This is a genomic window from Streptomyces sp. NPDC050546, assembly GCF_044457425.1.
Taxonomy (GTDB): domain Bacteria; phylum Actinomycetota; class Actinomycetes; order Streptomycetales; family Streptomycetaceae; genus Streptomyces.
The window spans coordinates 758,850-782,255 of record NZ_JBITGX010000001.1 but is presented as its reverse complement, the minus strand read 5'-3'; the positions used below and the strand labels follow the sequence as shown (position 1 = coordinate 782,255).

The window sequence follows — 23,406 nt, the reverse complement described above, 5'->3', positions numbered from 1 at the left end:
GACGAGCCCGATGAATCCCGGCAACGCCACCGCTCCCGTGGGTGCCAGGGGCCCGCGCAGCGATGTGGCGTTCCCCTTCCGCGCCGACCGCCGCGGCCGCACCGCGCACGCCGGTCACGGCGAGCACGTCCACGACCTGATCGAGCAGCTGCTGTTCACCAGCCCCGGCGAGCGCGTGATGCGCCCCGACTTCGGCTGCGGGCTCCTCGACCTGGTGTTCGCGCCCAACAGCCCCGAGCTGATCAGCACGCTCGAACTCTCCGTGCAGGCCGCGCTGCAGCGCTGGCTCGGCGACCTCATCGAGATCACGGCCCTCGACATCGTCAGTGAGGACCACTCCGTCCGCGTGTTCCTGTCGTACGCCGTCCGGGCCACCGGCACCCGGCGCGACGACGTCTTCGAAGGGAGGGCCGCCGCATGACGACCGGCACCACAGCGTCCCGCCGCGCCAAGGTGAGGGCCGCCCAGCTCAATGGCGTCGACACCGTCGAGACCGGCGACGACGGCCTGCTGCTCACCGTCACCTTTCTCGGCAAGGCCCCGCACGGCCTCTGCCCCGAGAACGTCCGCATCGACGGCGGCCGCCGCGTCACCGGCATCACCGCCGTCGACGTCAGCGTCGAACGCGAGGAGGACCCGGAGCTCGACGACCGGCTCTACGTCACCCTCGACCGGGCCGGCGACACCTCCCGCTACCGGCTCTCCCTCGTCGAGACCGACCCGTACGGACGGCCCGGCACCGAGCCGTACCGGGGCTTCGACCAGCGCTACCACAGCGCCACGTTCTCCTTCCGGCCCGACTGCCCCACCCCCTTCGACTGCGAGGACGAGCACCGGCCGGAGACGGACTTCCCCGCCGCCCCCGTCATCGACTACACGGCCCGCGACTACGACACCATCCGCAAGCTGCTCCTGGACCGGCTCGCGCTCACCACCCCCGACTGGGTGGAGCGCAACCCGGCCGACCTGGGCATGACCCTCGTCGAGCTCCTCGCCCACACCGGCGACCAGATCAGCTATCACCAGGACGCGGTCGCCACCGAGGCCTACCTCGACACCGCCCGCCGCCGCGTCTCCGTACGCCGTCACGTCAAGCTCATCGACTACGCGATGCACGACGGCTGCAACGCCCGCGCCTACGTCACCGTCCGGACCGCCGACGACGTCACGCTCGCCCCGGGCACCTTCCGCTTCGCCTCCGTCGACGTGCGCAGCCTCGACCCGCACGACCGCCCCGAACCGGGCACGGTGATCGACGAGGCCGACCTGGGGGACCTCGACGAGCGCGGCTCGGTGGAGGTCTTCGAACCGGTCGTCGCCACCGACCCGCTGGAGCTGCGGGTCGCGCACAACGCGATCCGGCTGTGGACCTGGGGCGGCGAGGTGTGCACCCTGCCGCGGGGCGCCACCGCCGCCACCCTGCGGGACGCCTGGGTGGACCCGGAGACCTGCCGCGAGCGCCGGCTGGCGCTCAGGCCGGGCGACGTGCTCGTCCTGGAGGAGGTGAAGGGCCCGCGCACCGGCACCCCCGGGGACGCCGACCCCGCTCACCGCCAGGCCGTCCGGATCACCTCCGTGACACCCGGCCTCGACCGGATCGAGGACCAGCCGGTCCTGGAGATCACCTGGGCCGCCGAGGACGCGCTGCGCTTCCCGCTCTGCCTCACCACCCGCGGCGGACGCGACTGCCTGCCCGTCGAGGACGTCACCCTCGCCCGCGGCAACGTCGTCCTCGCCGACCACGGACGGACGCTGACCGGCCTGCCCGAGACGGTCACCGTGCCGCCCGTGCCCGCCGTGACCGCCCCCTGCGACCCTCCCGCCTTCGGCTGCCACGACCGTGAGGAGGGCAACGCGCCCGCACGTCTCATCAACGCCCTCACGGACCGGACCGAGTCGGGCCGCGCCCTCGTACCCGACGACGTCCGGGAACTCTTCGACGTCGTCGGCGAGGCCGCGACCAACCGCGCCGGCCTCGGCCTGGAAAGCGCCGGGCAGCGGCACGAACAGGTCGTCCCCGGCACCGCGTACGCCCAGGCCGCCGCCCTGCGCGCCCTGCTCGCCCAGTCCGTCTACCCGGGCATCGCGCCCCGCTTCCGCCCGGTCCTCGACCGTACGCCCGTCACCCAGGCGGTGCCCTTCCCCGACCCCGGCACCGTCGCCGCCGGGCAGGCCGAGCGGATCGCGGCCATCCCGGAACGGGTGCGGCAGCGCCTCGTCGAACTGTGGCGCAGCGCCCGCGACCGGGACGGACTCGGCCAGCAGGAGATCGCCGAACTCGCCGTGATCTACGGCCTGAACGTGCTGGAGCGGTTCGAACTGCACCGCCACCCGGTCCGCGCCCTGCGCGAACTGCTCTACCGCAGCGACCAGTTGCTCGACACCAAGCTGCGCCGCGTCGAGGTCCTCGCCGCCCGGGCCCGGGCCGGAACCGTCCTCGACGGGCACATCGCCTGGGAGATCGCCCACGCCTGGGGCCCGGCCCACGCGGCCGGACTCCACCCCGAGGAGACGGTGCTGCGGGGCTCGGCGACCGCCGCCCTCGCCCAGGACCCGCGCCGGGCGCTGCCCGCCGTACGCCCGCACGACGGGGAGCAGACCTGGGTGCCGCGCCGCGACCTGCTCGACAGCGGTCCCCGCGAGCGGCACTTCGTCGGCGAACTGGAGGACGACGGCCGCCTCGCGCTGCGCTTCGGCGACGGCCGGCACGGCGCGAGGCCCACGCCCGGCTCCCGCCTGGCCCTGCGCTACCGGCTCGGTGGCGGCACCGCGGGCAACGTCGGCGCCGAGGCCATCAACCACCTGGTCGTGCAGGGCGACTGCGAGGCGCCGGCCGCCGTGGTGCGCAATCCGCTGCCCGCCACCGGCGGCATCCAGCCCGAACCCGTCGAGCAGGTACGCCAGCTGGCCCCGCTCGACCTGCGCCGCACCCGGCTGCGCGCGGTCACCGCCGAGGACTACGCCGCCCTCGCCGGCGCCCTGCCGGGCGTGCAGCGGGCGGCGGCCGAGATCCGCTGGACCGGCAGCGTCCAGGAAGCACACATCGCGATCGACGCGCACGGCACCACCGCCCCGTCGCCGGGACTGCTCGACTCGGTCGCCCAGGCCCTGGAGGCATACCGGCGCATCGGCCACGACCTCGTCGTGGGGGCCGCCCGCCTGGTGCCGCTCGACATCGCGCTGAGCGTCTGCGCCAGGCCGGGGCACCAGCACGGGCAGATCCTGGCCGAGCTGTACCGCGTGCTCGGCAGCGGACGGCTGCCCGGCGGACGGCTCGGCTTCTTCCACCCCGACGCGCTGACCTTCGGCGAACCGGTCCGGCTCAGCCGTCTGGTCGCCGTCGCCGCGGCCGTGCCCGGAGTGGAGAGCGTCGAGGTCACCCGGCTGCGCCGACTGTCCGAACAGGACCGAGGAGAGAGGGAGGACGGCGTGCTGCGGCTCGGCCCGCTGGAGATCGCCACCTGCGACAACGACCCGGACCGGCCGGAGAACGGCCTGCTGGCGATATCCCTGGGAGGTGCCCGATGACGGACCCGTACCCGGTCCCCGCGACCGACGACTGCGACTGCGGCGGCGCCTGCCGCGGCGGCCACGACGAGCGCCTCGCGCCGACGCCGCCGCACAATCCGCCCGGCCGCACCGCGCTGGACTACCGCGTCGGCGAGTACGGCTCGTTCCTGGCCGCCCTGCTCGACCGGCTCGCCTCGCCCGCGTACCCGGAGCTGAACCGCCTCACCGTCCGCACCCCGGACGATCCGGCGATCGGCCTGCTCGACGCCACGGCCGTCCTCGGCGACCTGCTCACCTTCCACTCCGAGCGGATCGCCGACGAGGCCTACCTCCGCACGGCCGACGAGCACCGCTCCTTGGTGCTGCTCGGCCGGCTCGTCGGGCACCGCCCGCGTCCCGGTGTCGCCGCCGCCACACATCTGGCGTACACCCTCGAACGCGACCCGCGCGCCGAGGCGCAGAACGTGCTGATCCCGCGCGGCGCGCGCAGTCACAGCGTCCCCGCGAACGCCGACGAGGCGTCGCTGACCTTCGAGACCTCCCGGGACCTGACGGCCCGCTGGGACTTCAACGAGCTGAAGGTCCGCCGCCGCCGTCCCTCGCTGCTCACGCCGCAGGACCTCGAGAAGCGCTCCGAACTCTTCGTCGAGGGCACGGCGCTGTCCCTGCAGACCGGCGACCAGTTGCTGTTCGTCTTCGGGGAGGGCGCGGGTGGTGCGCGCAAGCTGCTGCCGGTTTCGAAGACGCGGGTGGACCGGGACGACGAGATCACGGCGATCTCGCTGCCGAAGTCGGCGCCGCCGACGCTGAGGGAGCTCGTCGACGAGGTGCGGCGCTGGATCGCGCTGCCGGCGCAGCCCGGTGAGCCGGGGGAGGAGCCTCCCACGCCGGAGGTTCCCAACCCGCGGCCGGTCAGCCGGCTGATCGAGGACTTCGAGGACCAGGTCCTCGAACCGCTCCGTAACGACCTGGAGGGGGTCAAGACGCCCGAGCGGCTCGCGGGCCGTCTCGTCGAGCCTCTGGCCCGGCTCGGTGAGGCGCAGGTGCTGGCTGCTCCGTATGAGGGGGTGGCGGAGTGGTTCGAGCGGTTGGAGGCGGTGTTCGCGGAACTCGCTGAGAAGGCAATGGAGTTGGCGCCTGCGCAGACGGATGCGGGTGGTCGGCCGTCTGCGGGGCCGTCGGGGCTGGTCGCGCAGTTCCCCGCGCCCCTGAAGGGCGGCGACTCGCGGGCTGCCGCTTTGAAAGCCCTGGGCGCTGTGCTTCCCGCCCTGCGCGGCACCACGTCCGCCCCCTCGGGCACCATCGGGCGGCAGCTCCCGGGTACCGACACCGCCCGTCTCCTCTCCGTCCTCAACCCCGGCCTCGGCAGCCTCTACCCGGCCTGGCGCACGGCCGCCGCCCCCGGTGCGCCGCAGCTTCTGCGCGAGCTGCTCGCCCTGCGGGTCACCGCTGCTCCCTTCGGTGCCACGGCCCCGCTGAAGCCGGTCCAGGACGATCGCGGCCGGGTCATCCGCACCGCCGACTGGCCGCTGACCGGCGCGGTGCTGGCGACCATGCGGGTCGTGTTCGACACGGCGGGCAAGTCCCCGGTGCGGGCCGAGTTCCAGTACGTCGAGGGCAGCAGCTCCGACCAGCGCGCGGAGAACCTGCCCGTCGCCCAGCCGGTCACCTTCACCCTCGGCCCCGGCCAGGTCGAACTGTCCGTGCGCTCCGGCCAGGACCGCGATCTGAGCTGGCTGAACCGACGGCCCGCCGACTCCCAGGAGCCCGGCGTCACGGCCCGCTTGCTGTCCGCCCTGCCCGAGCGCACCCTGTTCGTGTCCCGGCCCGACGACGAGGGCCTGGTCCACGTCGGAGTCCACAACGGCACCTCCGAACAGATCACCCTCCGGCCCGGCGCCAGTGAGCAGTTCACGCACGGCGACCACGAGGTCAGCCTCAAGTACACGGTGGGCAGTGCCGAGCCGAACGTAGAGGTCGTCATCGCCAGCAAGCCGGAGCCGGTCAACCGCCGCACGCTCCAGCTGGACACCGTGCACGAGGGCATCACCGTCGGCAGCTGGGTGGCGGTCCAGCGGCCCGCCAAGGGGGCCGAGGGCGGGGTGCCAGGCGATCCGAGGCTGGCGTTCGTCACCACCCAGGTGGTGGCCGCGCGTACCGCCGCGTACACCAACTACGGCATCACCGGACGCGGCACCGAACTCACCCTCGCCGACCCCTGGCTGGACGAGTTCGACGTGCTGCTGTCGCACATCCGCGACACCACCGTGCACGCGGCCGGGGAGCCCCTGCGGCTCGCCGACGAGCCCCTCGGCGAGGACGTGCACGGCAACGAGATCGAACTCGCCGAGCTGTACGAGGGGCTGCGGCCCGGCCGCACGCTCATGGTGACGGGCGAACGCAGCGACATCCCGGGCACGGCCGGCGTCAAGGCCACCGAGGTGGTCACGGTCGCCGCCGCCGACCCGGCGGTCGACCCCCGACTGCCAGGCGACCACGTCCACACGCGGCTCACCCTCACCGCGGACCTCGCCCACCGCTACCGCCGCGAGACGGTCCGCGTCCTCGGCAACGTCGTCGAGGCCACCCACGGCGAGAGCCGCGAGGAGGCCATCGGCAGCGGCGACTCGGACCGCGTCAACCAGACCTTCGCGCTCTGGCAGTCCCCGCTGACCTGGCTCGCCGACGACAACCCCCTCGGCGCCACCCCGGTGCTGGAGCTCCGCGTCGACGGCGTGCTGTGGCACGAGGTCGACAGCCTCGCCGGGCGCGGCCCGACCGAGCGGGTCTACATCAGCGGTGCCACGGCCGACGGCCGGACGACCGTGACCTTCGGCGACGGTGTGCACGGCGCCCGGCTGCCCTCAGGGCACGAGAACGTCCGCGCCCGCTACCGCTTCGGCACCGGCCGGGCCGCCAACGTGCCCGCCGACCGCGTCACCCAGCCCCTCACCCGGCCCTTGGGCGTCACCGCGGTCACCAACCCGCGCCCGGCCGGCGGCGGTGCCGACGCCGACGGCCCCGGCCTGACCCGCCGTACGGTCCCGCTGGCCGTCTCGGCGCTGGACCGGCTGGTGTCCGAGTCCGACTACGAGGACTTCGCCCGCTCCCGCGCCGGCATCGGCCGGGCCTCGGCACGCGAACTCTTCGACGGGCGGCGGCGCGTGCTGCACGTGACGGTCGCGGGTACGGACGACGTGCCCATCGCCCCCGACTCGGACACCCTGCGCGCCCTGCGCGGCGCCCTCACCGAGTACGGCGACCCCAACCTCCCGGTCCGCGTGGACGGCCGGGAACTGGTCCTGCTGCTGATCGCCGCGCAGGTGAAGGTGGCTCCCGACCACGCCTGGCACCACGTCGAGCCGCGCCTGCGGCAGGCCCTGCTGAACCGGCTCGGCTTCGAGGGCCGGGAGCTGGGCCGGCCCGCCCGTCTCTCCGAGGTCCTGGCCACCGCGCACACCGTGCCGGGCGTCGACTACGTGGACGTCGACGTCTTCACCGGCGTGCCCGCCTCCGCGACCCCGGAGGAGCTCACCGAGCTGCTCACCCGGCCCGGCCCGCCCAAGGCGTCCGTCCCGGCGCACCCGGCGACGTACGACGAGAAGATCCACACCGTCCGCGCCGAGAACGGCGAGACGCTGTCGGAGATCTGCGCGAAGTACGGCGTCCCGCTCGCCGAACTGCTGCGCCTCAACCCCGACATCACCGACACCAGGCGCCTGCCCGAGGGCCGGTCGGTGTACGTCTTCCGCGGCATCCGCCCGGCCCAGCTCGCGCTGCTGTCGCCCCGGGCCGCGGACACCCTGATTCTGACGGAGGTCAAGTGATGTCCCCGGATCCCCAGTTGGAGACGCCGGCCCCGGTGGTGCCCAGGGAGCCGGACGGGCTCGCCGACCTGCTGCCGCGCTGGCACCGGCTGCGCGACGCCGAGGAGGGCGAGCCGCTGCGCGCGCTGCTCGCCGTGATCGCCGAGCAGGTCGACCGCGTCCGCGACGGCGTCCAGCAGGGCTACGAGGACCTGTTCGTGGAGACGGCGGCCCCCTGGGTGCTGCCGTACCTCGGCGATCTCGTCGGCTACCGCACCCTGCCCGGCTACGAACGCGTCCTCACCACCGGCCTGCACGACGGCGGCCGGGCCGCCCTCGCCGAGGCCGTCGCCCCCCGCCGGGACGTGGCCGCCACGGTCGCGAGCCGCCGCCGCAAGGGCACCCTGCACCTGCTGGAGGAGCTGTCCGAGCAGGTGGCGGCCTGGCCCGCGCGCGCCGTCGAACTGTCCCGTCAGGTGGCCCACACCCAGCCGGTGAAGCTGTACGGCACCGGCACCCACCGGGGCGAGCGCGGCCGGCTGACCGACCTGCGCGACGGCGCCGAACTCGCCCTCGGCGGCGGCCCCTTCGCGAACAGCGCCCGTACGGCCGACGTCCGCCGTGCCGAGTCCAGGCACCGGCAGGGCGGCTGGACCCCGGCCGGCGTCGCACTGTTCGTATGGCGGCTGAAGGCGTACGCGCTGACCCGGACCCCGGCCTACTGCATCGACCGGGCCCGCAACCTCTACACCTTCTCGATCCTCGGCAACGACACCCCGCTGGCCACCAAGCCGTTCCCGGAGCCCTCGCCGACGCACATCGCCACCGTCGACAACGTCCCGGCGTTCATCACGCGACGTCTCCTGCACGACCGGCTGCTCGACTACTACGGCCCCGGCAAGAGCTTCGTCATCCGGCGCGACGGCGAGGACAACCCGGTTCCGCCCTCGGACATCGTGGTCGCCGACCTGTCGGACTGGCGCTACCGTCCCAAGCGCGGCCAGGTCGCCGTCGACCCGGAGCTGGGCCGGATCGCCTTCGGTTCGCGCTCCGCGCCCCGGCAGGGCGTGTGGGTGGACTACCACTACGCGTTCGCGGCCGACATGGGCGGAGGCGAGTACGAGCGCGACCGTGAGCCGCGTCCCGAGGCCGAGTTCTACCGGGTCGGGCCCGGACAGCCGTACCGGCAGATCATGGACGCCTACCGGGCCTGGCAGCACGACCGCCGGGCCGGCCGCACCGGGCCCGACGGCATCATCGAGATCACGCACAGCGGCGCCTATCAGGAGCAGCTGGACTTCGACCTGGACCCGGGCGACCGGCTCGAACTGCGGGCGGCGGAGGGCACACGACCCGTGATCCGTCTGCTCGACTGGTACAGCAACCGCCCCGACGCGCTCAACATCCGTGCGGTGTCCGAGGACTGCGCCCCGCACGAGCGTCCGCGCGTCGTCCTCGACGGGCTGCTGGTCGCCGGACGCGGCATCAACGTGACCGGCGCGATGGGCGCCGTCGTCGTACGGCACAGCACGCTCGTGCCCGGCTGGTCACTGGAGCCCGAGTGCGATCCGCACTCGCCCGAGGAGCCGAGCATCGTCCTCGACCGCACCACCGCCTGCCTCCAGATAGAGCACAGCATCCTCGGCACCATCGAGGTCATCGGCGACGAGGTGGGCGAGGACCCCCTCGACATCCACATCCGGGACAGCGTCCTCGACGCCACCGCCGACGACCGCGAGGCCCTGTCCGCCCCGGACTGCCGCCACGCCCACGCCGTGCTGCACCTGCAGCGCACCACCGTCATCGGCGAGATCCACACGCACGCGGTGCGGATCGCCGAGAACAGCGTCTTCACGGGCCGGCTCCACGTGGCCCGGCGCGGCATCGGCTGCGTGCGCTACTCCCGCGTCCCCGCCGGCTCACGCACCCCGCGCCGCCACCGCTGCCCGGACACCAAGCCGCTCTTCGCGTCCCAGCGCTACGGCACGCCCTGGTACGGGCTGTTGGCGGACTGCTGCCCGGAGGAGATCCGGCGCGGCGCGGACGACGGAGCCGAACTCGGCGCCTTCCACGACCTGTACCGGCCGCAGCGCGAGGACGGCCTGCGGGCCCGGCTCGCCGAGTACACCCCGGCCGGCACCGACGCCGGGATCTTCTTCGTGACGTGAGCCGCACCGCCACCGGCTGAGCCGTACCGCCACCGACTTCGTGAACCCGCACTTCTGAACCAGGGGGGACACCCTTCATGCACGCAGACCTCTCCCGCTCCACGTTCCGGCCGGAGCGGCACTACTCGGCGGTCGTCGCCCAGCAGGGCCGCGTCCAGCTCGACGCTGACCTCAACGAGCAGACCGCGATCCAGCTCCACCAGGCCCGGAGCCTCGCCGCCGACCTGATCGGACCGCACGGCGGGCCGCGCGACGCCGCCGGCTTCCGCATCGAGTACGTCGGCGGCAAGCACGAGATCGACACCCTCGTCGTCCACGGCGGCCGCTACTACGTCGACGGCATCCTGTGCGACGCCGACCGCCCGGCGGCCGGGGTGCCCGTCACCGACGAGGAACACGACGAGTCCCCGTCCGCACCGGAGCCGCCCGCGCAGTGGACCTACTGGGACCAGCCCGACGCCTTCCGCGACCCCGAGAGGCCCGGCGACCGGCTGCCCTCGCCCGCCCAGACGCCGTTCCTGGTCTACCTGAACGTGTGGGAGCGCTCGGTCAACGCGGCCGAGGACCCGGCGCTGCGCGAGGTCGCCCTCGGCGCGGCCATGCCGGACACCGCCGCCCGCCTCAAGGTCGTCTGGCAGGTACTGCCGCTGTCCCTCACCGAGCTGGAGATCGAGGAGACCGACCCGTCCAAGGAGGTCGTCCGGGCCGCCTTCACCCGCTGGGCGCAGCGCCAGTCGGCCCCCTCGGCCCGGCTCGCCGCCCGCAGCGAGCGGCCCGACCACGCCGACGAGGACCCGTGCCTCGTCAAGCCGGACGCCCGCTACCGGGGCCCGGAGAACCAGCTGTACCGGGTGGAGGTCCACGCCGGCGGCGAGGCGAAGGACGCCACCTTCAAGTGGTCCAGGGAGAACGGCTCCGTCGTCTTCCCCGTCGACGAACTCGACGGCACCTGGGTGCAGCTGGCTTCCCTCGGCCACGACGACAAGCTGGACCTGGACGTGGGCGACCACGTGGAGTTCACCGACACCGCCTACGCCTCCCGTCTGGAGCCGCTGCCGCTGCTGCGCGTCGAAGAGCTGGACCTGCCCGGCCGCCGCGTCCGCCTCTCGGCCGAACCGGACCCGGGCGTCGGACGGCTGGCGCATCTCAACCCGTACCTGCGTCGCTGGGACCACCGGGGCGGCCCGAGGCGCAAGGGCCGCAGCACCGACCTGCGCGGCGGGGCGATCCCCGTCACGGAGGGGGAGTGGCTGCCTTTGGAGGACGGCGTCGAGGTGTACTTCGCCAAGGGCGGCGCCTACCGCACCGGCGACCACTGGATCGTGCCCGCCCGCACCGCCACCGGCAGCGTCGAGTGGCCGGTCGACCCGGCCCGTCGGCCGCTGCTCCGCGGACCGGCCGGCATCGCCCGGCACTTCGCCCCGCTGGCCCTGATCAAGGGCGAGGGCAGCGCGGTCGATCTGCGCCTGGCGTTCGGCCCGCTGGCGAGCAGCATGCCGGCCGCCGACGAGGCGACGCTCGCCGCGGAAGAACAGGCCCGCCGCGAGGAGCTGGCCGCCGAGGACCCCTCACAGGGGAGGTCCCACACCACAGCGGAGGCGGAAGCCGCCGTCGAAGGAGACAACTGATGGCCAAGCCGCTCAGCGCGTCGAAGCTGGTGGAGATCCTGCGAGCCGAGGGCGTGACCGTCCACGAGGTCCGCAGCTGGCGCACCCACAACCGCAACAGCAAGGGCCCCTGGGGCCCGGTGAACGGCGTGATGATCCACCACACCGTCACCTCCGGCACCGCCGCCTCCGTCGACATCTGCTACGACGGCTACTCGAGCCTGCCCGGCCCGCTGTGCCACGGCGTCATCGACAAGAAGGGCCATGTGCACCTGGTCGGCAACGGCCGGGCCAACCACGCAGGCCTCGGCGACAGCGACGTCCTGCGCGCCGTGATCAACGAGTCGAAGCTGCCGGGCGACAACGAGGCCGACACCGACGGCAACCGGCACTTCTACGGCTTCGAGTGCATCAACCTCGGCAACGGCAAGGACCCGTGGCCCGAGGCGCAGAAGGAGGCCATCGAGAAGGTGTCGGCGGCGATCTGCCGGCACCACGGCTGGTCCGAGCGCTCCGTCATCGGCCACAAGGAGTGGCAGCCGGGCAAGGTGGACCCGCGCGGCTTCACCATGGACGGCATGCGCAAGCGCATATCCGACCGGCTGAAGGGCGCCGGGGGCGGCACCAAGCCGGACCCGGACCCCAAGCCCGCGCCCAAGCCGTCCTACGAGCCGTTCCCGGGCGCCGCGTTCTTCCACGTCGGGCAGCGCTCCCCGATCATCACGGCGATGGGCCGCCGCCTGGTCGCCGAGGGATGCAGCCGCTACGAGGAGGGGCCGAGCCCCGACTGGTCCGAGGCCGACCGCCGGTCCTACGCGCTCTGGCAGCAGAAGCAGGGCTTCTCCGGGCGGGACGCCGACGGCATCCCCGGCAAGCACACCTGGGACCGGCTGAAGGTGCCCAAGTCCGGGAAGTGAGCGTGTGCGCCCCTCCCCGGGAGGGGCGCACGGGTGTCACCAGCGGGGGAGCAGCCGCTCGTACTCCGGCCGGAACCGCCGCATGTAGCCGGTGTCGTCGCGGCTGCGCATCCCGGAGTCGACGTAACGCCGGTGCAGCTCGTCGAGCTTGTCGTGGTCGAGTTCGACGCCGAGACCCGGGCCGGTGGGCACCTTGACCTCCCCGTCGCGCAGCTCCAGCACGCCCGGCACGATCACGTCGTCCGCCGAGTTCCACGGATAGTGCGTGTCGCAGGAGTGGTCGAGGTTGGGGATGGCCGCGCCGACATGGGTCATCGCGGCGAGGCTGATGCCCAGATGCGAGTTGGAGTGCATCGACAAGGTGAGACCGAACGCCTCGCAGACGGCGGCCAGTTCCCGGGTGCGGCGCAGCCCGCCCCAGTAGTGGTGGTCGGTGAGCAGCACCTGGATCGCGTTCTGCTCGACGGCCGGCTTCAGATGCTCCCAGGCGATCACGCACATGTTGGTCGCGAGCGGCATGGGCGATTCCTTCGCCACCTCCGCCATGCCCTCGATGCCCTTGGCGGGGTCCTCCAGGTACTCCAGGACACCGTCCAGTTCCCGGGCGACGTACTTGGACGTCTCGACCGTCCACGCCACGTTCGGGTCCAGCCGGAGCGGCTGCCCGGGGAAGGCCTCCGCGAGGGCACGCATCGCGGCGATCTCCTCGTCGGGCGGGAAGACGCCGCCCTTGAGCTTGAACGACTTGAAGCCGTAGCGCTCCTGCATCAGCCGGGCCTGCTCGACGATCCCGGCCGGGTCCAGGGCCTCGCCCCAGTCGTCGGTGATGGCCGGGCGGCCGTCGAGGGCGGGGTGCTCGGCCCACTTGTAGAAGAGGTACGCGGCGAACGGCACCGAGTCCCGGACCCTGCCGCCGAGCAGGTCGCTGACCGGACGGCCGAGCAGCTTGCCCTGTGCGTCGAGGCAGGCCACCTCGATCGCCGAGGTGGTCCAGCCGCGCTCGTGGGAGCTGGGCACGGTCGGCGACAGGGCGGCGTCGATCGCGGCGGCCACGGCAGTGGTGTCGAAGACGTCCATGCCGACGACCGTCTTCGCGGCGGTGTGCAGCCGCTCCAGGCGGGCCGTGCCGCCGGGGGACTCGCCGAGTCCCACCGTGCCGTCCTCCAGCACCAGCTGGAGGATGATCCGCAGGGCGAGCGGCTCGTGCACGCCGTTGGAGTTGAGCAGCGGCGGGTCGCCGAAGGCGATCGGGGTGATGATCAGCTCGCGGATGCGCGTGGAGGTCATGCGGCGGCCACCTTCAGTCCGTGGTCGAGGAGTCCGGAGAGCCGGGCGAGGTGTTCCGGCGTCGGATCGAGCAGCGGAGCCCGTACACCGCCGACGTCCAGGCCGCGCAGCGTCACTCCGGCCTTGACGAGTGAAACGGCGTAACCGGGGACCTCGTCGCGCAGGGCGACCAGCGGGCCGTAGAACTCGTCGAGGAGCCGGGAGACCAGGGCACCGTCGCCCTCGGCGAGGGCCCGGTGGAAGGCGAGCGCGATCTCCGGGGCGAAGGCGAACACCGCCGAGGAGTACAGCTCGACGCCGACGTCCTGGTAGGCGGGCGCGGTCATCTCGGCGGTGGGCAGGCCGTTGAAGAACTGGAAGTCCTCCGTGCCCGGCACGGCACGCACCGCGCGGACGATGCGGTGCATCCGCTCGATGTCCCCGATTCCGTCCTTCAGACCAATGACCCCGGGCAGGGCGGCGATCTCGGCTGCCGTCCCCGCGGTGAGCCGGGCGGTGCCTCGCTGGTAGAAGACGACGGGCAGCCGGGTGGCGGCCGTGACCTCCTCGACGTACCGCACGAGGCCCCGCTGCGGGGCGCTGACCAGGTAGGGCGGCAGCAGCAGGATGCCGTCGGCACCGGCCCGTTCGACGCGGGCGGCCTGGTCCCGGGCGACCGGGGTGGGGCCGCCGGCCGCCGCGAGGACCGGCACGCGTCCGGCCGTGGTCTCGACGGCGACCCGGGTGGCCCGCTCGATCTCATCGGCCGACAGCGCGTGGAACTCGCCGGTGCCGCAGGCGACGAACACACCTCCCGCGCCCGCGGCGACCCCCGACTCGATGTGCTGGGCCAGCCGTTCCTCGTCCAGTGAACCGTCCGCCGCGAACGGCGTGACCGGGAAGAACAGCACTCCGTGGAACTTCATGTCTCCCTCATACGTGGGGGGTGGGTTGGTCAGCCCTTCGTGGCCCCGGCGGCGATGCCGGTGACCAGCGAGCGCTGGAGGAGCAGATAGACGATCAGGCTGGGGACGAGGGCGATGACCGCACCGGCCAGCACCACCCCGGAGCCGACCTCGGGGTCGGTGCGCAGGATGGACAGGGCGACGGTGACCGTGTAGTCGGTGGGGTCCTTGGCGGCGATCAGGGGCAGCAGGTACTGGTCCCAGATCATGATGAAGCCGAGCACCCCGGCCACGCCGAGGGCGGGCTTGCACAGCGGCAGGACGACCTGCCACAGCATCCGCAGCTCGCCCACGCCGTCGATACGGGCGGCCTCCTCGATCTCGGTGGGGATGTCCTTCATGAACTCGGTCAGCAGCATCACCGAGAACCCCCAGGCGCCGAGCGGCAGGATCACGCCCCAGACCGTGCCCTTGAGGTCGATGCCGACCACGGGCACATGCCCGAGCACCAGGGACAGCGGGATGGCGATGACCTCCTCGGGGAGCATCATCGTCAGCATGAACAGGGTCAGGATCAGGGCCTGCCCGCGGAAGCGGTGCCGGGCCAGCGCGTACGCGGCCAGCGTGCAGACGACGAGCTGGAGCAACAGTCCGCCGCCTGCTATGACCAGGGAGTTGGCGAAGTAGTCCCAGATGCCGCGCTCGCCCGCCACCCGGAAGTTCAGCAGGGTCGGATGGTGGGGGAGGAACGACAGGGTGGAACCGCTGGCCTTCTCGCTGAAGGAACCCGAGAAGATCGTCAGGAACGGCGCCGCGAAGACGCCCAGGGCGAGCACACAGAGCAGGACGCGCAGCGCCCAGGCGGGGCCCGGCCGGTCGCTCCAGCCGAGGGCGGTGTCGAAGCGGGCGGGGGTGGTGCGCCGCTTCCCGGCGGACTTCCGCGCGGGGGAGGCGCTCACCGGTGTCCGGACGGGGTCGATGGCGGGAGCGCTCATCTCACGTCTCCCCTCTTGCGGAGGTAGTTGACCGTGACGGTGAGCAGCAGCGTCACGCAGAGCAGGACCACGGAGGCGGCGGAGGCACCGCCGATGTCGTTACGGGTGAAGCCGAGGGTGTAGGCGCGGGTCATCCACACGTCGGTGGAGCCGGCGGGGCCGCCGCCGGTGAGGACGTACACCTCGGTGAAGACGCGCAGCCCGCGGATGGCGGCGAGGGTGAGGACGATGCCGAGGGCGGGGCGGATCGCGGGGAGCGTGATGTGGCGCAGCCGCTGCCACAGCGAGACACCGTCCATCGCGGCGGCCTCGTACAACGAGCGGTCCACGCCCGCCAGGCCGGCGAGGATGATCACCATGTTGTACGGGGCGAGCATCCAGATGCCCATGGCCATCGTGGCCCACAGCGCCGTGTCGGGGTTGTCCAGGTAGGGCACCGGCCCGAGGCCCAGCAGCCCGAGACCGCTGTTGATGAGGCCGTCGGAGGTCGGGTAGTACATCAGCCGCCACAGCTCGCCGACCACGGCGGTGGCGGTGACGACGGGCAGGAACACGGCCGTGCGGATGAGCTTCAGCGAACGGGCCTGCCCCTCCAGCAGCAGCGCCAGCGCGAAGCCGGCGACGATGCCGCCGAGCGACATCCCGACGCCGAGGAGCAGGGTGTGGCCGATGGCGTCCTGGAAGCGGTGGTCGGTCAGGACCCGGGTGTAGTTGTCGAGTCCGACCCACTTGTCACCGAGGAAGGGCCGCACGTCGAAGAAGCTCAGCCAGATGCCCTTGCCCATGGGAAGGAACTTGAAGACGAGGGCGAGCAGCAGGCCCGGGGCGAGGAACAGCCAGGGCAGTACGGCCTTCTTGCCGAGGAGCCGGGCTCTGCGCGGCCCGGGTGTCGTCACGGTCGCGGTCATTTCAACAGGTCCTGGTCCTTGAGGTCACCGGCGAGGGTGTCGTTGAGTTCCTTCAGGCCGGAGCGGACGTCGCTGCCGCAGTACGTGAAGATCGCGTTGAGCGCGTCGGCGGTGTCCTGCTTGATCGGGGCGAAGTCGGGGGCGTTGGGGAACTGCACGGAGGCCGTCTCGTACGCCTTCTGCACCACGCTCCAGCGCGGGTCCTCGCGCACCTTCGCCGCGTCCAGCGTGGAGTTGACGGGGATGCGCACGACGGGCTGGTGGTCTCCGGTCATGGCGAGTTCCTGGCCCTCGGGGGAGACGAGGAACGCGGCGAGGGTCTGTTCCTGCTTCGCCTTCCCGGTCTTGGCTCCGAAGTAGACGTTCTCGCCGTCGGCCAGCACGTCGTTGTTCCCGGCCGGGCCGGTGGGCGCGGGCAGGACCTCGTACTTGTCCTTGCCGAGCGCCTTGTCGAACGTGGAGATGTTGTACGGGCCGGTGAGGTACATCCCGGCGTTGCCGTCCTGGAAGTTGGTGGTGTTCGCGGTGACGGAGGTCAGGGCGCTGGGCTGGATGACACCGCTGTCGCCGCAGAAGAGGTTCTTCTTCATCCAGGTGACGCTGCGCAGGGCCGCCGCCGAGTCCATGGCGGGCCGGTAGCCCGTGCCCTCCTTCTCCAGGATCCGCACGCCGCCCTGCCACAGCCAGCTCGAACCCCACCAGGCGACATAGCCGTTCTGGGCACTGCCCGGGACCACCATGCCGTAGGTGTCCTTCCTGCCGTCCCCGTCCGGATCGCGGGTGGCGAAGGCCTTGGCGAGGGCGAGGGTGTCCTGCCAGGTCTTCGGCTGCGGCAGGCCGAGCTTCTCCCGCCAGTCCTTGCGGACGAACAGGGTCATGGCCTGACGGGAGTACGGGATGCCGTAGTGCCGGCCGTCGCGGCCCACGGTGGAGGACCAGGACTTGGCGGTGATCTCGTCATGTCCGGCGATCGATTCCGGGGCGATGGGCTTGAGCAGGCCCTGGGCCTGGTAGCTGCCCATCAGGGCCGTGTCGTTGATCATGACGTCCGGCAGGTCCTTGGTGGACGCGCGGCTCTGCAACTGCTGGTCGAAGTTCATGACCGGCTGGTAGTCGATCTTGATGCCGGTCTTCTTGGTGAAGGCGGCGAACACCCTTTGATAGGTCTGGGCGGACTCCGGATCGCTCCGGGTCCACACCTCCAGCGTGTTCGGATCGCCGGCCCGGGCACTGCCGGAACCGGAGCCGCAGGCGACCGTTCCGAACAGGAGCCCCGAGACGGCGAGCGCGGCGGCCAGGCGGTGACTTCGCAGGCGATCCCGCATGGTGGTTGCTCCGTTCATATTCGTGAACGCGCTTCACGAATCTAAATGATCGGCCAAGCTACGGATCGTCTCCTCGCCATGTCAAGACATGGCCGAAAACTTTGACGACATCCAGGGGTAACAGCGACGGCCCCCACCGGATGATCCGGTGGGGGCCGTCCTGAAAGGGAGGGCGCCGGGTGTCAGGCCTGGCGCTCGGCGTTCTTCTTCTTGATCCGGGCCGTTTCCTTGCGGACCTCCGCCTGGGTGGCGCGCTCCCGCTCCAGCCACTCGGGGCCTTCCTGCTTCAGTGTCTCGATCTGCTCGGTGGTGAGGGGCTCGGTGACACCGGCGCGGGCGAGCCCCGCGATGGAGACCCCGAGCTTCGCCGCGACCACCGGGCGGGGGTGCGGGCCGTTGTGCCGCAGGTCCTGCAGCCACTGCGGCGGGTTCGCCTGGAGCTCGTTCAGCTCGGCGCGCGAGACGACACCCTCCCGGAACTCGGCGGGTGTGGCCTCGAGGTACACACCCAGCTTCTTCGCCGCGGTGGCGGGCTTCATCGTCTGGGTGCTCTGGTGCGACGTCATGGCATCAAGCGTATCGAGCGTGTGCACGACCGCTGACCACGCCCGGTAACCTGGCGAGGTGACAGGCTCGGAAACCTCTCCCTCGTTCCGGCTCGTGTACGTACCCGGGGTGATGCCCGACAAGTGGGTGCGTATCTGGAACGAGCGGCAGCCCGACGTACCGCTGCGGCTGACGCAGCTGGCCGCCGGGGCGGTGGCCGAGCGGCTGCTGGGCGGCGACGCCGACGCGGGCCTCGTCCGGCTGCCCGTGGACCGGACGGTCTTCAGCGCGATCCCCCTCTACACCGAGCAGACGGTCGTCGTGGTGCCCAAGGACCACCTGGTCACGGCTGTCGACGAGGTGTCCCCCGAGGATCTGGCCGACGACATCGTGCTGCATCCCCTCGACGACGTCCTCGCCTGGGAGAGCCTCCCCGGGCGGCCCGCCTTCGAACGTCCCGCCACCACGGCCGACGCCGTCGAACTCGTCGCGGCCGGCATCGGCGTCCTCGTCGTGCCCCTGTCGCTCGCCCGCCTCCACCACCGCAAGGACCTCACACACCGCCCCCTCAAGGACGCCCCCGAGTCGAGCGTGGCACTGGCCTGGCCTCAGGACGCGACGACGGACCAGGTCGAGGACTTCATCGGCATCGTCCGCGGCCGTACGGTCAACAGCACCCGGGGCCGCAAGCAGCCGGACGAGTCCGGGGCCGCCGACCGGGGCGACGCCCGCCGAAAGCCGGTGCCGGGGAAGCAGGCGGCCGGGAGGTCCGCGGGCGCGAAGCGCACCGGCAAGGGCGGGCGTGGCGCCCCCAAGGGCGACAGGCGCGGCAAGCCCCGCCGCCGTTCCTAGGACCGGCGGCGGGAGCCCGGCTCCCGGACCGTTCCTGGCTCAGCCGGCCGACGGAGACGGCTGCGGCGCCCCGTAGGACGGGTTGGGAGCGACCGTCTGCAGATCCTTCAGGTTCTCCGGGACCTCCAGTACACGGACCGGCGCACCCTGCTGCGGCGGCGGGGGCGTCGTCTGCTCCTGGGGCAGCTTGGGCGGGGCGGTGATCTGGAAGCTGACCTGCTCCTGGTTGATCAGACCGGTCTTCTCCAGGACCGTGATGTGGTCGAGCACCGTGTCGTTGGTCGTGTCGGCGAGCTCCCGCACCATGCTGTTGCGGGTGGTCGCCCGGATCTTGGCGATCGTCGGGAAGATGCCCCCGTGCGCGATGCGCATGAGGGTCACGGCCGTGGACTCGAACTCCCTGCCGGTGCTGCCCTCCGCCGTCGCCACGAACTGCTGCTGTTGCGGCGATGGCTCGTTCGGCAGGGTGATGCCCAAGTCCGTGGAGACCTTGCGGCAGCCCGCGTCGAGCCGGCCGTGCCCCACGAGCAGATGCTCCGCGACCTCAATCATCGCCGGCGACTTGCTCCGCTCCATGATCATTTGCCCCAGCGGCTGCTCCCACAGCCCGGCCGCGCGCACCTTTACCACGAAGTCGCGATCCGCCTCGGTCAGCGGACCGTACTGGGTGTTGGCGATGATGCGGTCCTGGCCGGAAGCCGCGTTCTCCACACCCAGCATGCTGGGGTAGGCGAGCGCGGTGAGAGTCAGGATCATCGCACCGCCCACGAACGCGGTTCCTGCCGTGCTGCGCGAGATGCGCATCGTGCCTCCTGGGGTATGAACGGCCCAACACCGAGAAGTACGGACGCCGGACGCGAAACAATCACCCCTGCCGCAAAAAAAGTTCCGGATGTGACGGGGCCCGGTGCCGGAACCGCACAGCACCGGGCCCACCCGAACGCCACCCGGTCCGCTCAGGGTTCGTACGAGGCCGCTCCCGCCGTGCTCACCACCCTGTCCCCGTCGGCCCTGCTCAGCAGCCCGGCCGTCACCCACGCGTCCACCGTGGACCGCACCCGCGCCACCAGCGCCCCCTTGTTCCGGAAGGGCGCCCCGGCCCAGACCTCGTCCAGCAGGGTGGTGCCGTCGGCCTTCGCCGGGTTGGCGACGCCCGAGTCCCGGCCGCCGAAGACGGCCTTCGGCTCCTCGCGCCGGAAGTAGGCGTGCGTCGGATCCTCCGTCCCCTCGGAGAACGGCGCCCACTCGGTCCCGGCCAGCGTGAAGTGGAGCGGCTTGCCCGGCACCGGTGTGAGGGAGGCCGTCAGGTCGCCCGACAGACCGGCGTCGCGGTACAGCCCGGCCTTCAGGAACTCCGTCGCGGAGGAGCGGGCGACCAGGTTGACCGGGCCGTGGAACAGGGTCTGCAGGGACGGGTCGTCGAGGGCCTTCTCCACCCGCGTCCGGAACGGCAGGGTGACCCGGACGGTGTCGCCGGCCCGCCAGGTCCGGGACACGGCGAAGTAGCTTCCCGGCGTCGGAGTGCCCGGCACCGCACTCCCGTTGACGGTTACCCGGAACCCGGCACTCGCCCAGGACGGCACGCGCAGCCGCAGCGAGAAGGAGGCCCGGCCGCCGCCGAAGGTGAGCGTGCTGCCCTGCTCCCGGGGGTAGCCGGTGGTCTGCGTGACCGTCACGCCCTTCTCGGCCCAGGTCAGCGTGGACGGGCTGTACAGGTTGACGTACAGGGCGCTGCCGTCGGACTTCGCGAAGTACACCGAGTCCTGGTACTTCGTGGCGCTCTCCATGCCGGTGCCCTCGCAGCAGGTCGTGCCCTGCTTGGGCGTGTAGTCCCGGACATGACCTGGCGTCAGCCCGATGAAGTACGTGACCAGCGGCTTCTCCGCGTCCGGCTTGTCCTGCTTCGAGCCGAGCACCTGGTTGTACAGGGCGCGCTCGTAGTAGTCCATGTACTTCGGTTCCTGCGCGTGGAAGAACAGGGTGCGGCTCAGCTTGAGCATGTTGTACGCGCAGCAGGTCTCGGCGGTGGCCGCGCCCAGGGTGCCCGCGATCACGTCCCGGGCCTTCCAGAACTCCGCGGTGCTGGTGCCGCCGATGCCGTACATCCGGTGCGGTACGACCATGTCCCAGAAGTTCTCGGCCGAGGTGAGATAGCGCTCCTCACCCGTCTCGTCGTACAGCCGCACGTACCCGGTGAAGATCGGTATGTGCTGGTTGGCGTGCAGCCCGTCGAGGATGTCGGTGTTCGCGGCGCACGCGTCGATCAGCCGGTCCAGGTCGAACAGCTTGGCCAGCGCGAGGTGTTCGGCCCTGCCGGTGATCGTGTGCAGATCGCAGATCGCCTCGACGATGCCGCCGAACTCGCCGCTGGAGAAGATCCCCCACATGCGCTGGAGCGTGGCCTCCGGCAGTTTGGACAGCCGGGAGTACATCCAGTCGCACATGCCGGACGCGAGGTCCAGGGCCCGGTCGTCGTCCGTGGCGGTGTACGCGTCGAGCAGCCCCCTGAGGATCTTGTGCGCGGTGTAGTACGGCGCCCACACCTTCGTGTAGTCGGGAGAGGTCCTCGACTCCAGGTCGATGAACTGCGTCTCCGGGTACGCCGCGAGGAACCCGGGATGGCTGGGCCCGCCCCAGGTCCGGCGCAGGGTGGCGGTCAGGCCGCGTCCGGAGGCGTCCGCGAAGGTCCCGCCGGCCGTCTCGTCGAAGGCGTACGACGCCAGGTCGCCCCGGCCCGTCGAGGCGTCGGCGGCCCTGCGGCTCTGCAACTCGGCGATCTCGGCGGCGGTCAGCGCCCGCGAGAAGACGTCGAACTCCTCGAAGGCGCCCGCGAAGACGGGGTCGGCGGAGTAGTTCGAGCGGCCGAGCCAGTTGTTCTTCAGAGTGCCGAGAGCCGCCGGGGTGAGGCTCATCGCGCTGTTCCGGGCGACGGCGGTGCCGTTGACGTAGAGGGTGCCGGTGCCGCCCGCGATCGTCACCGCCAGATGGCTCCACTGGTTCAGCGGCAGCGGGGCCGTGCCGTCGAGGCCCTGCTCGCCGCCCGCGCCCGACGTGGTGATGGCGAAGCGCGGCACTCCCGCCTGGTTGCGGGCGGCCAGATACAGGTAGCGCGTGGTGTCGTCGCCGAAATCGAAGACGCGGGTCCAGTCGGCGTCGTGCGTGGGCCGCACCCAGACGGAGAGGGTGACGGCCGAGGTCCCGCTCAGCGTGGCGGCCGGCAGATCCACGTACTGGTAGGAGCCCCGTACCTGGTCCGCGGCGGTCCCGAACTTCCCGGCGACGCTCAGTACCGCGGGCTCTCGCCGCAACGCCGCCCGCACCTCGGTCAGCGCCCCGACCATGGTGCCGATCCGGTCGGCGAACACCCGCTCCTTCGTGCTCCGGTACGCCTGCGCCAGCATGGTCAGGAAGTGGCCGGTGTAGTGCCCGCGCAGATTGCCGTTGGCCTCGCCGTCCAGGCCCTCCCAGCCGCCCGGGGCGACCGCGCCGCCCGTGGCGAGACCGGCGTTGGCGCGGAACACCTGGAGCAGCCGGTTCACGTCGTAGCCACGGGCGTGGTCCAGCATCAACCGCCGCTTGTCGGCGAAGACGCCCCGGCCGAGGCTCACGTCCTCAAGACCGAAGGGCCGTACGGTCCAGGCGGCCGGGGTGCCGTCGGCGGCCGCGGGCGCCGCGAGGGCCGGGCCGGTCGCCGCCTCCGAGAGCGCGGGTACGGCGGCGGCGAGGGTCGCCGCCTGGAGAAGGGTTCGTCTGGAGAGAGGCCGTGCCATGTGTGCTCCTCCACGGGTCCAACAGGTCCACGGATGCGACGTATTCGATATGTCGAACATTGTGCGAGTGATCGACCAGACCCTAGGGAGGGGACGGGGGAGCGTCAACGGGTCGGGAGAGGTGAGTTCAGGAAGGGCCTGCCGAGCCGGTCAGCCAGTCGAATGCCGCCTGTGCCGTGAACTCCTCCTGACCGCCCCGCAGGAGCAGTCCGGCGGTGGTGAACTCCGGGGCGTCCGCCTGCGCCGGGACGTACGGGATCGCGATGCACCGCATCCCCGCCGCGTGCGCGGCGGCGGCGCCGGGGGCGGCGTCCTCCAGCACCACGCAGCCGGCCGGGTCCGCCCCGAGCCTGCGGGCCGCCTCCAGGAAGACGTCGGGGGCGGGCTTGCCGTGCGCGACCTCGTCCGCCGAGACGACGGTCCGCAGATGGGCGTCCAGGCCCGTGCCGCTCAGGACCGCCTGGATGGCCTCGGGCGAGGACCCCGAGGCCACGGCCATGGGCACGTCCTCGGCCGCCAGCAGCTCGACGAACCTGCGCATTTCGGGGTAGGCGCGCGTGGAGCTGCGGGCGAGTTCGAGATAACGGCGGTTCTTGACGGTGAACAGGTCCTCCACGGAGGCGCGCAGACCGTACCGCTCCTTCCAGTCCGCGACCGTCTCCTGTGTGCTGATGCCGACGTACCGCTCATGGTCCGCCCAGCTGAAGCCGGGGACGCCGTGCTCGGCGAGGGTCTGCCGGCCCGCCTCGTAGTAGTTCGGCTCGCTGTCCACGAGTGTTCCGTCGAGATCGAAGATGACCGATATGCCGCCGAGATTGCTCATGGTGTCAG

16 protein-coding genes are annotated in these 23,406 nt (G+C 72.1%); 7 read left to right on the top strand and 9 right to left on the bottom strand.

Annotation, left to right across the window (positions count from 1 at the left end; translation table 11 throughout):
• Nucleotides 1–10: 10 nt before the first annotated feature.
• The 6 genes from ACIBK5_RS03490 to ACIBK5_RS03465 all read left to right on the top strand — a co-directional run bounded on the left by ACIBK5_RS03490 (nt 11) and on the right by ACIBK5_RS03465 (nt 12,008).
• A complete protein-coding gene (locus tag ACIBK5_RS03490; RefSeq protein WP_399016235.1) occupies nt 11–421 on the top strand; it encodes a GPW/gp25 family protein in 411 nt (136 codons plus the stop codon).
• Nucleotides 418–3,528, top strand: coding sequence for a putative baseplate assembly protein (locus ACIBK5_RS03485; protein ID WP_399015676.1), 3,111 nt, complete (start codon nt 418–420; stop codon nt 3,526–3,528). The genes ACIBK5_RS03490 and ACIBK5_RS03485 overlap by 4 nt, the downstream gene beginning before the upstream one ends.
• Nucleotides 3,525–7,337 carry a putative baseplate assembly protein gene (locus ACIBK5_RS03480; protein ID WP_399015674.1) on the top strand — a complete coding sequence of 1,271 codons (3,813 nt, stop codon included), beginning with the start codon at nt 3,525–3,527 and terminating at the stop codon, nt 7,335–7,337. Before ACIBK5_RS03485 ends, ACIBK5_RS03480 begins: the two co-directional genes overlap by 4 nt.
• On the top strand, nt 7,337–9,484 hold the full coding sequence (locus ACIBK5_RS03475; RefSeq protein ID WP_399015672.1) for a hypothetical protein: 2,148 nt from the start codon (nt 7,337–7,339) through the stop codon (nt 9,482–9,484). Before ACIBK5_RS03480 ends, ACIBK5_RS03475 begins: the two co-directional genes overlap by 1 nt.
• Nucleotides 9,485–9,561: 77 nt before the next feature.
• Nucleotides 9,562–11,112, top strand: a complete 1,551-nt coding sequence (locus ACIBK5_RS03470; RefSeq protein ID WP_399015670.1) for a DUF6519 domain-containing protein — start codon at nt 9,562–9,564, stop codon at nt 11,110–11,112.
• Nucleotides 11,112–12,008, top strand: a complete 897-nt coding sequence (locus ACIBK5_RS03465) for a peptidoglycan-binding protein (RefSeq protein ID WP_399015668.1) — start codon at nt 11,112–11,114, stop codon at nt 12,006–12,008. The genes ACIBK5_RS03470 and ACIBK5_RS03465 overlap by 1 nt, the downstream gene beginning before the upstream one ends.
• A gap of 36 nt (nt 12,009–12,044) precedes the next feature.
• Here ACIBK5_RS03465 and ACIBK5_RS03460 read toward each other — a convergent pair whose 3' ends face one another.
• The 6 genes from ACIBK5_RS03460 to ACIBK5_RS03435 form a co-directional block, all read right to left on the bottom strand.
• Nucleotides 12,045–13,295: a glucarate dehydratase family protein gene (locus tag ACIBK5_RS03460; protein ID WP_399015666.1), complete on the bottom strand. Its 1,251-nt coding sequence runs from the start codon at nt 13,293–13,295 to the stop codon at nt 12,045–12,047.
• Nucleotides 13,292–14,200, bottom strand: a complete 909-nt coding sequence (locus ACIBK5_RS03455) for a 5-dehydro-4-deoxyglucarate dehydratase (RefSeq protein WP_399015664.1) — start codon at nt 14,198–14,200, stop codon at nt 13,292–13,294. The genes ACIBK5_RS03460 and ACIBK5_RS03455 overlap by 4 nt, the downstream gene beginning before the upstream one ends.
• 29 nt (nt 14,201–14,229) lie before the next feature.
• Nucleotides 14,230–15,174 (bottom strand): carbohydrate ABC transporter permease, encoded by a 945-nt coding sequence (locus tag ACIBK5_RS03450; protein WP_399015662.1) that lies wholly within the window; start codon nt 15,172–15,174, stop codon nt 14,230–14,232.
• Nucleotides 15,171–16,082 (bottom strand): carbohydrate ABC transporter permease, encoded by a 912-nt coding sequence (locus tag ACIBK5_RS03445; RefSeq protein ID WP_399015660.1) that lies wholly within the window; start codon nt 16,080–16,082, stop codon nt 15,171–15,173. Before ACIBK5_RS03445 ends, ACIBK5_RS03450 begins: the two co-directional genes overlap by 4 nt.
• Nucleotides 16,079–17,407 carry a sugar ABC transporter substrate-binding protein gene (locus ACIBK5_RS03440; protein ID WP_399015658.1) on the bottom strand — a complete coding sequence of 443 codons (1,329 nt, stop codon included), beginning with the start codon at nt 17,405–17,407 and terminating at the stop codon, nt 16,079–16,081. Before ACIBK5_RS03440 ends, ACIBK5_RS03445 begins: the two co-directional genes overlap by 4 nt.
• 182 nt (nt 17,408–17,589) lie before the next feature.
• Nucleotides 17,590–17,973, bottom strand: coding sequence for a DUF5997 family protein (locus ACIBK5_RS03435; RefSeq protein WP_399015656.1), 384 nt, complete (start codon nt 17,971–17,973; stop codon nt 17,590–17,592).
• 58 nt (nt 17,974–18,031) lie between these two features.
• Between ACIBK5_RS03435 and ACIBK5_RS03430 the strand changes: the two genes are divergently transcribed.
• Nucleotides 18,032–18,805, top strand: coding sequence for a LysR family transcriptional regulator substrate-binding protein (locus tag ACIBK5_RS03430; RefSeq protein ID WP_399015654.1), 774 nt, complete (start codon nt 18,032–18,034; stop codon nt 18,803–18,805).
• Nucleotides 18,806–18,844: 39 nt separating this feature from the next.
• On the opposite strand, the gene ACIBK5_RS03425 is transcribed toward ACIBK5_RS03430, so the two are convergent.
• From ACIBK5_RS03425 to ACIBK5_RS03415, 3 genes are all read right to left on the bottom strand, one after another.
• Nucleotides 18,845–19,609, bottom strand: a complete 765-nt coding sequence (locus tag ACIBK5_RS03425) for a DUF4142 domain-containing protein (RefSeq protein WP_399015651.1) — start codon at nt 19,607–19,609, stop codon at nt 18,845–18,847.
• Between the two features lie 152 nt (nt 19,610–19,761).
• Nucleotides 19,762–22,575 (bottom strand): beta-L-arabinofuranosidase domain-containing protein, encoded by a 2,814-nt coding sequence (locus tag ACIBK5_RS03420; RefSeq protein ID WP_399015649.1) that lies wholly within the window; start codon nt 22,573–22,575, stop codon nt 19,762–19,764.
• Nucleotides 22,576–22,702: 127 nt separating this feature from the next.
• The gene (locus tag ACIBK5_RS03415; protein WP_399015648.1) at nt 22,703–23,398 is read right to left on the bottom strand and encodes an HAD family hydrolase; all 696 of its coding nucleotides are present in this window, start codon (nt 23,396–23,398) and stop codon (nt 22,703–22,705) included.
• Nucleotides 23,399–23,406 lie beyond the last annotated feature (8 nt).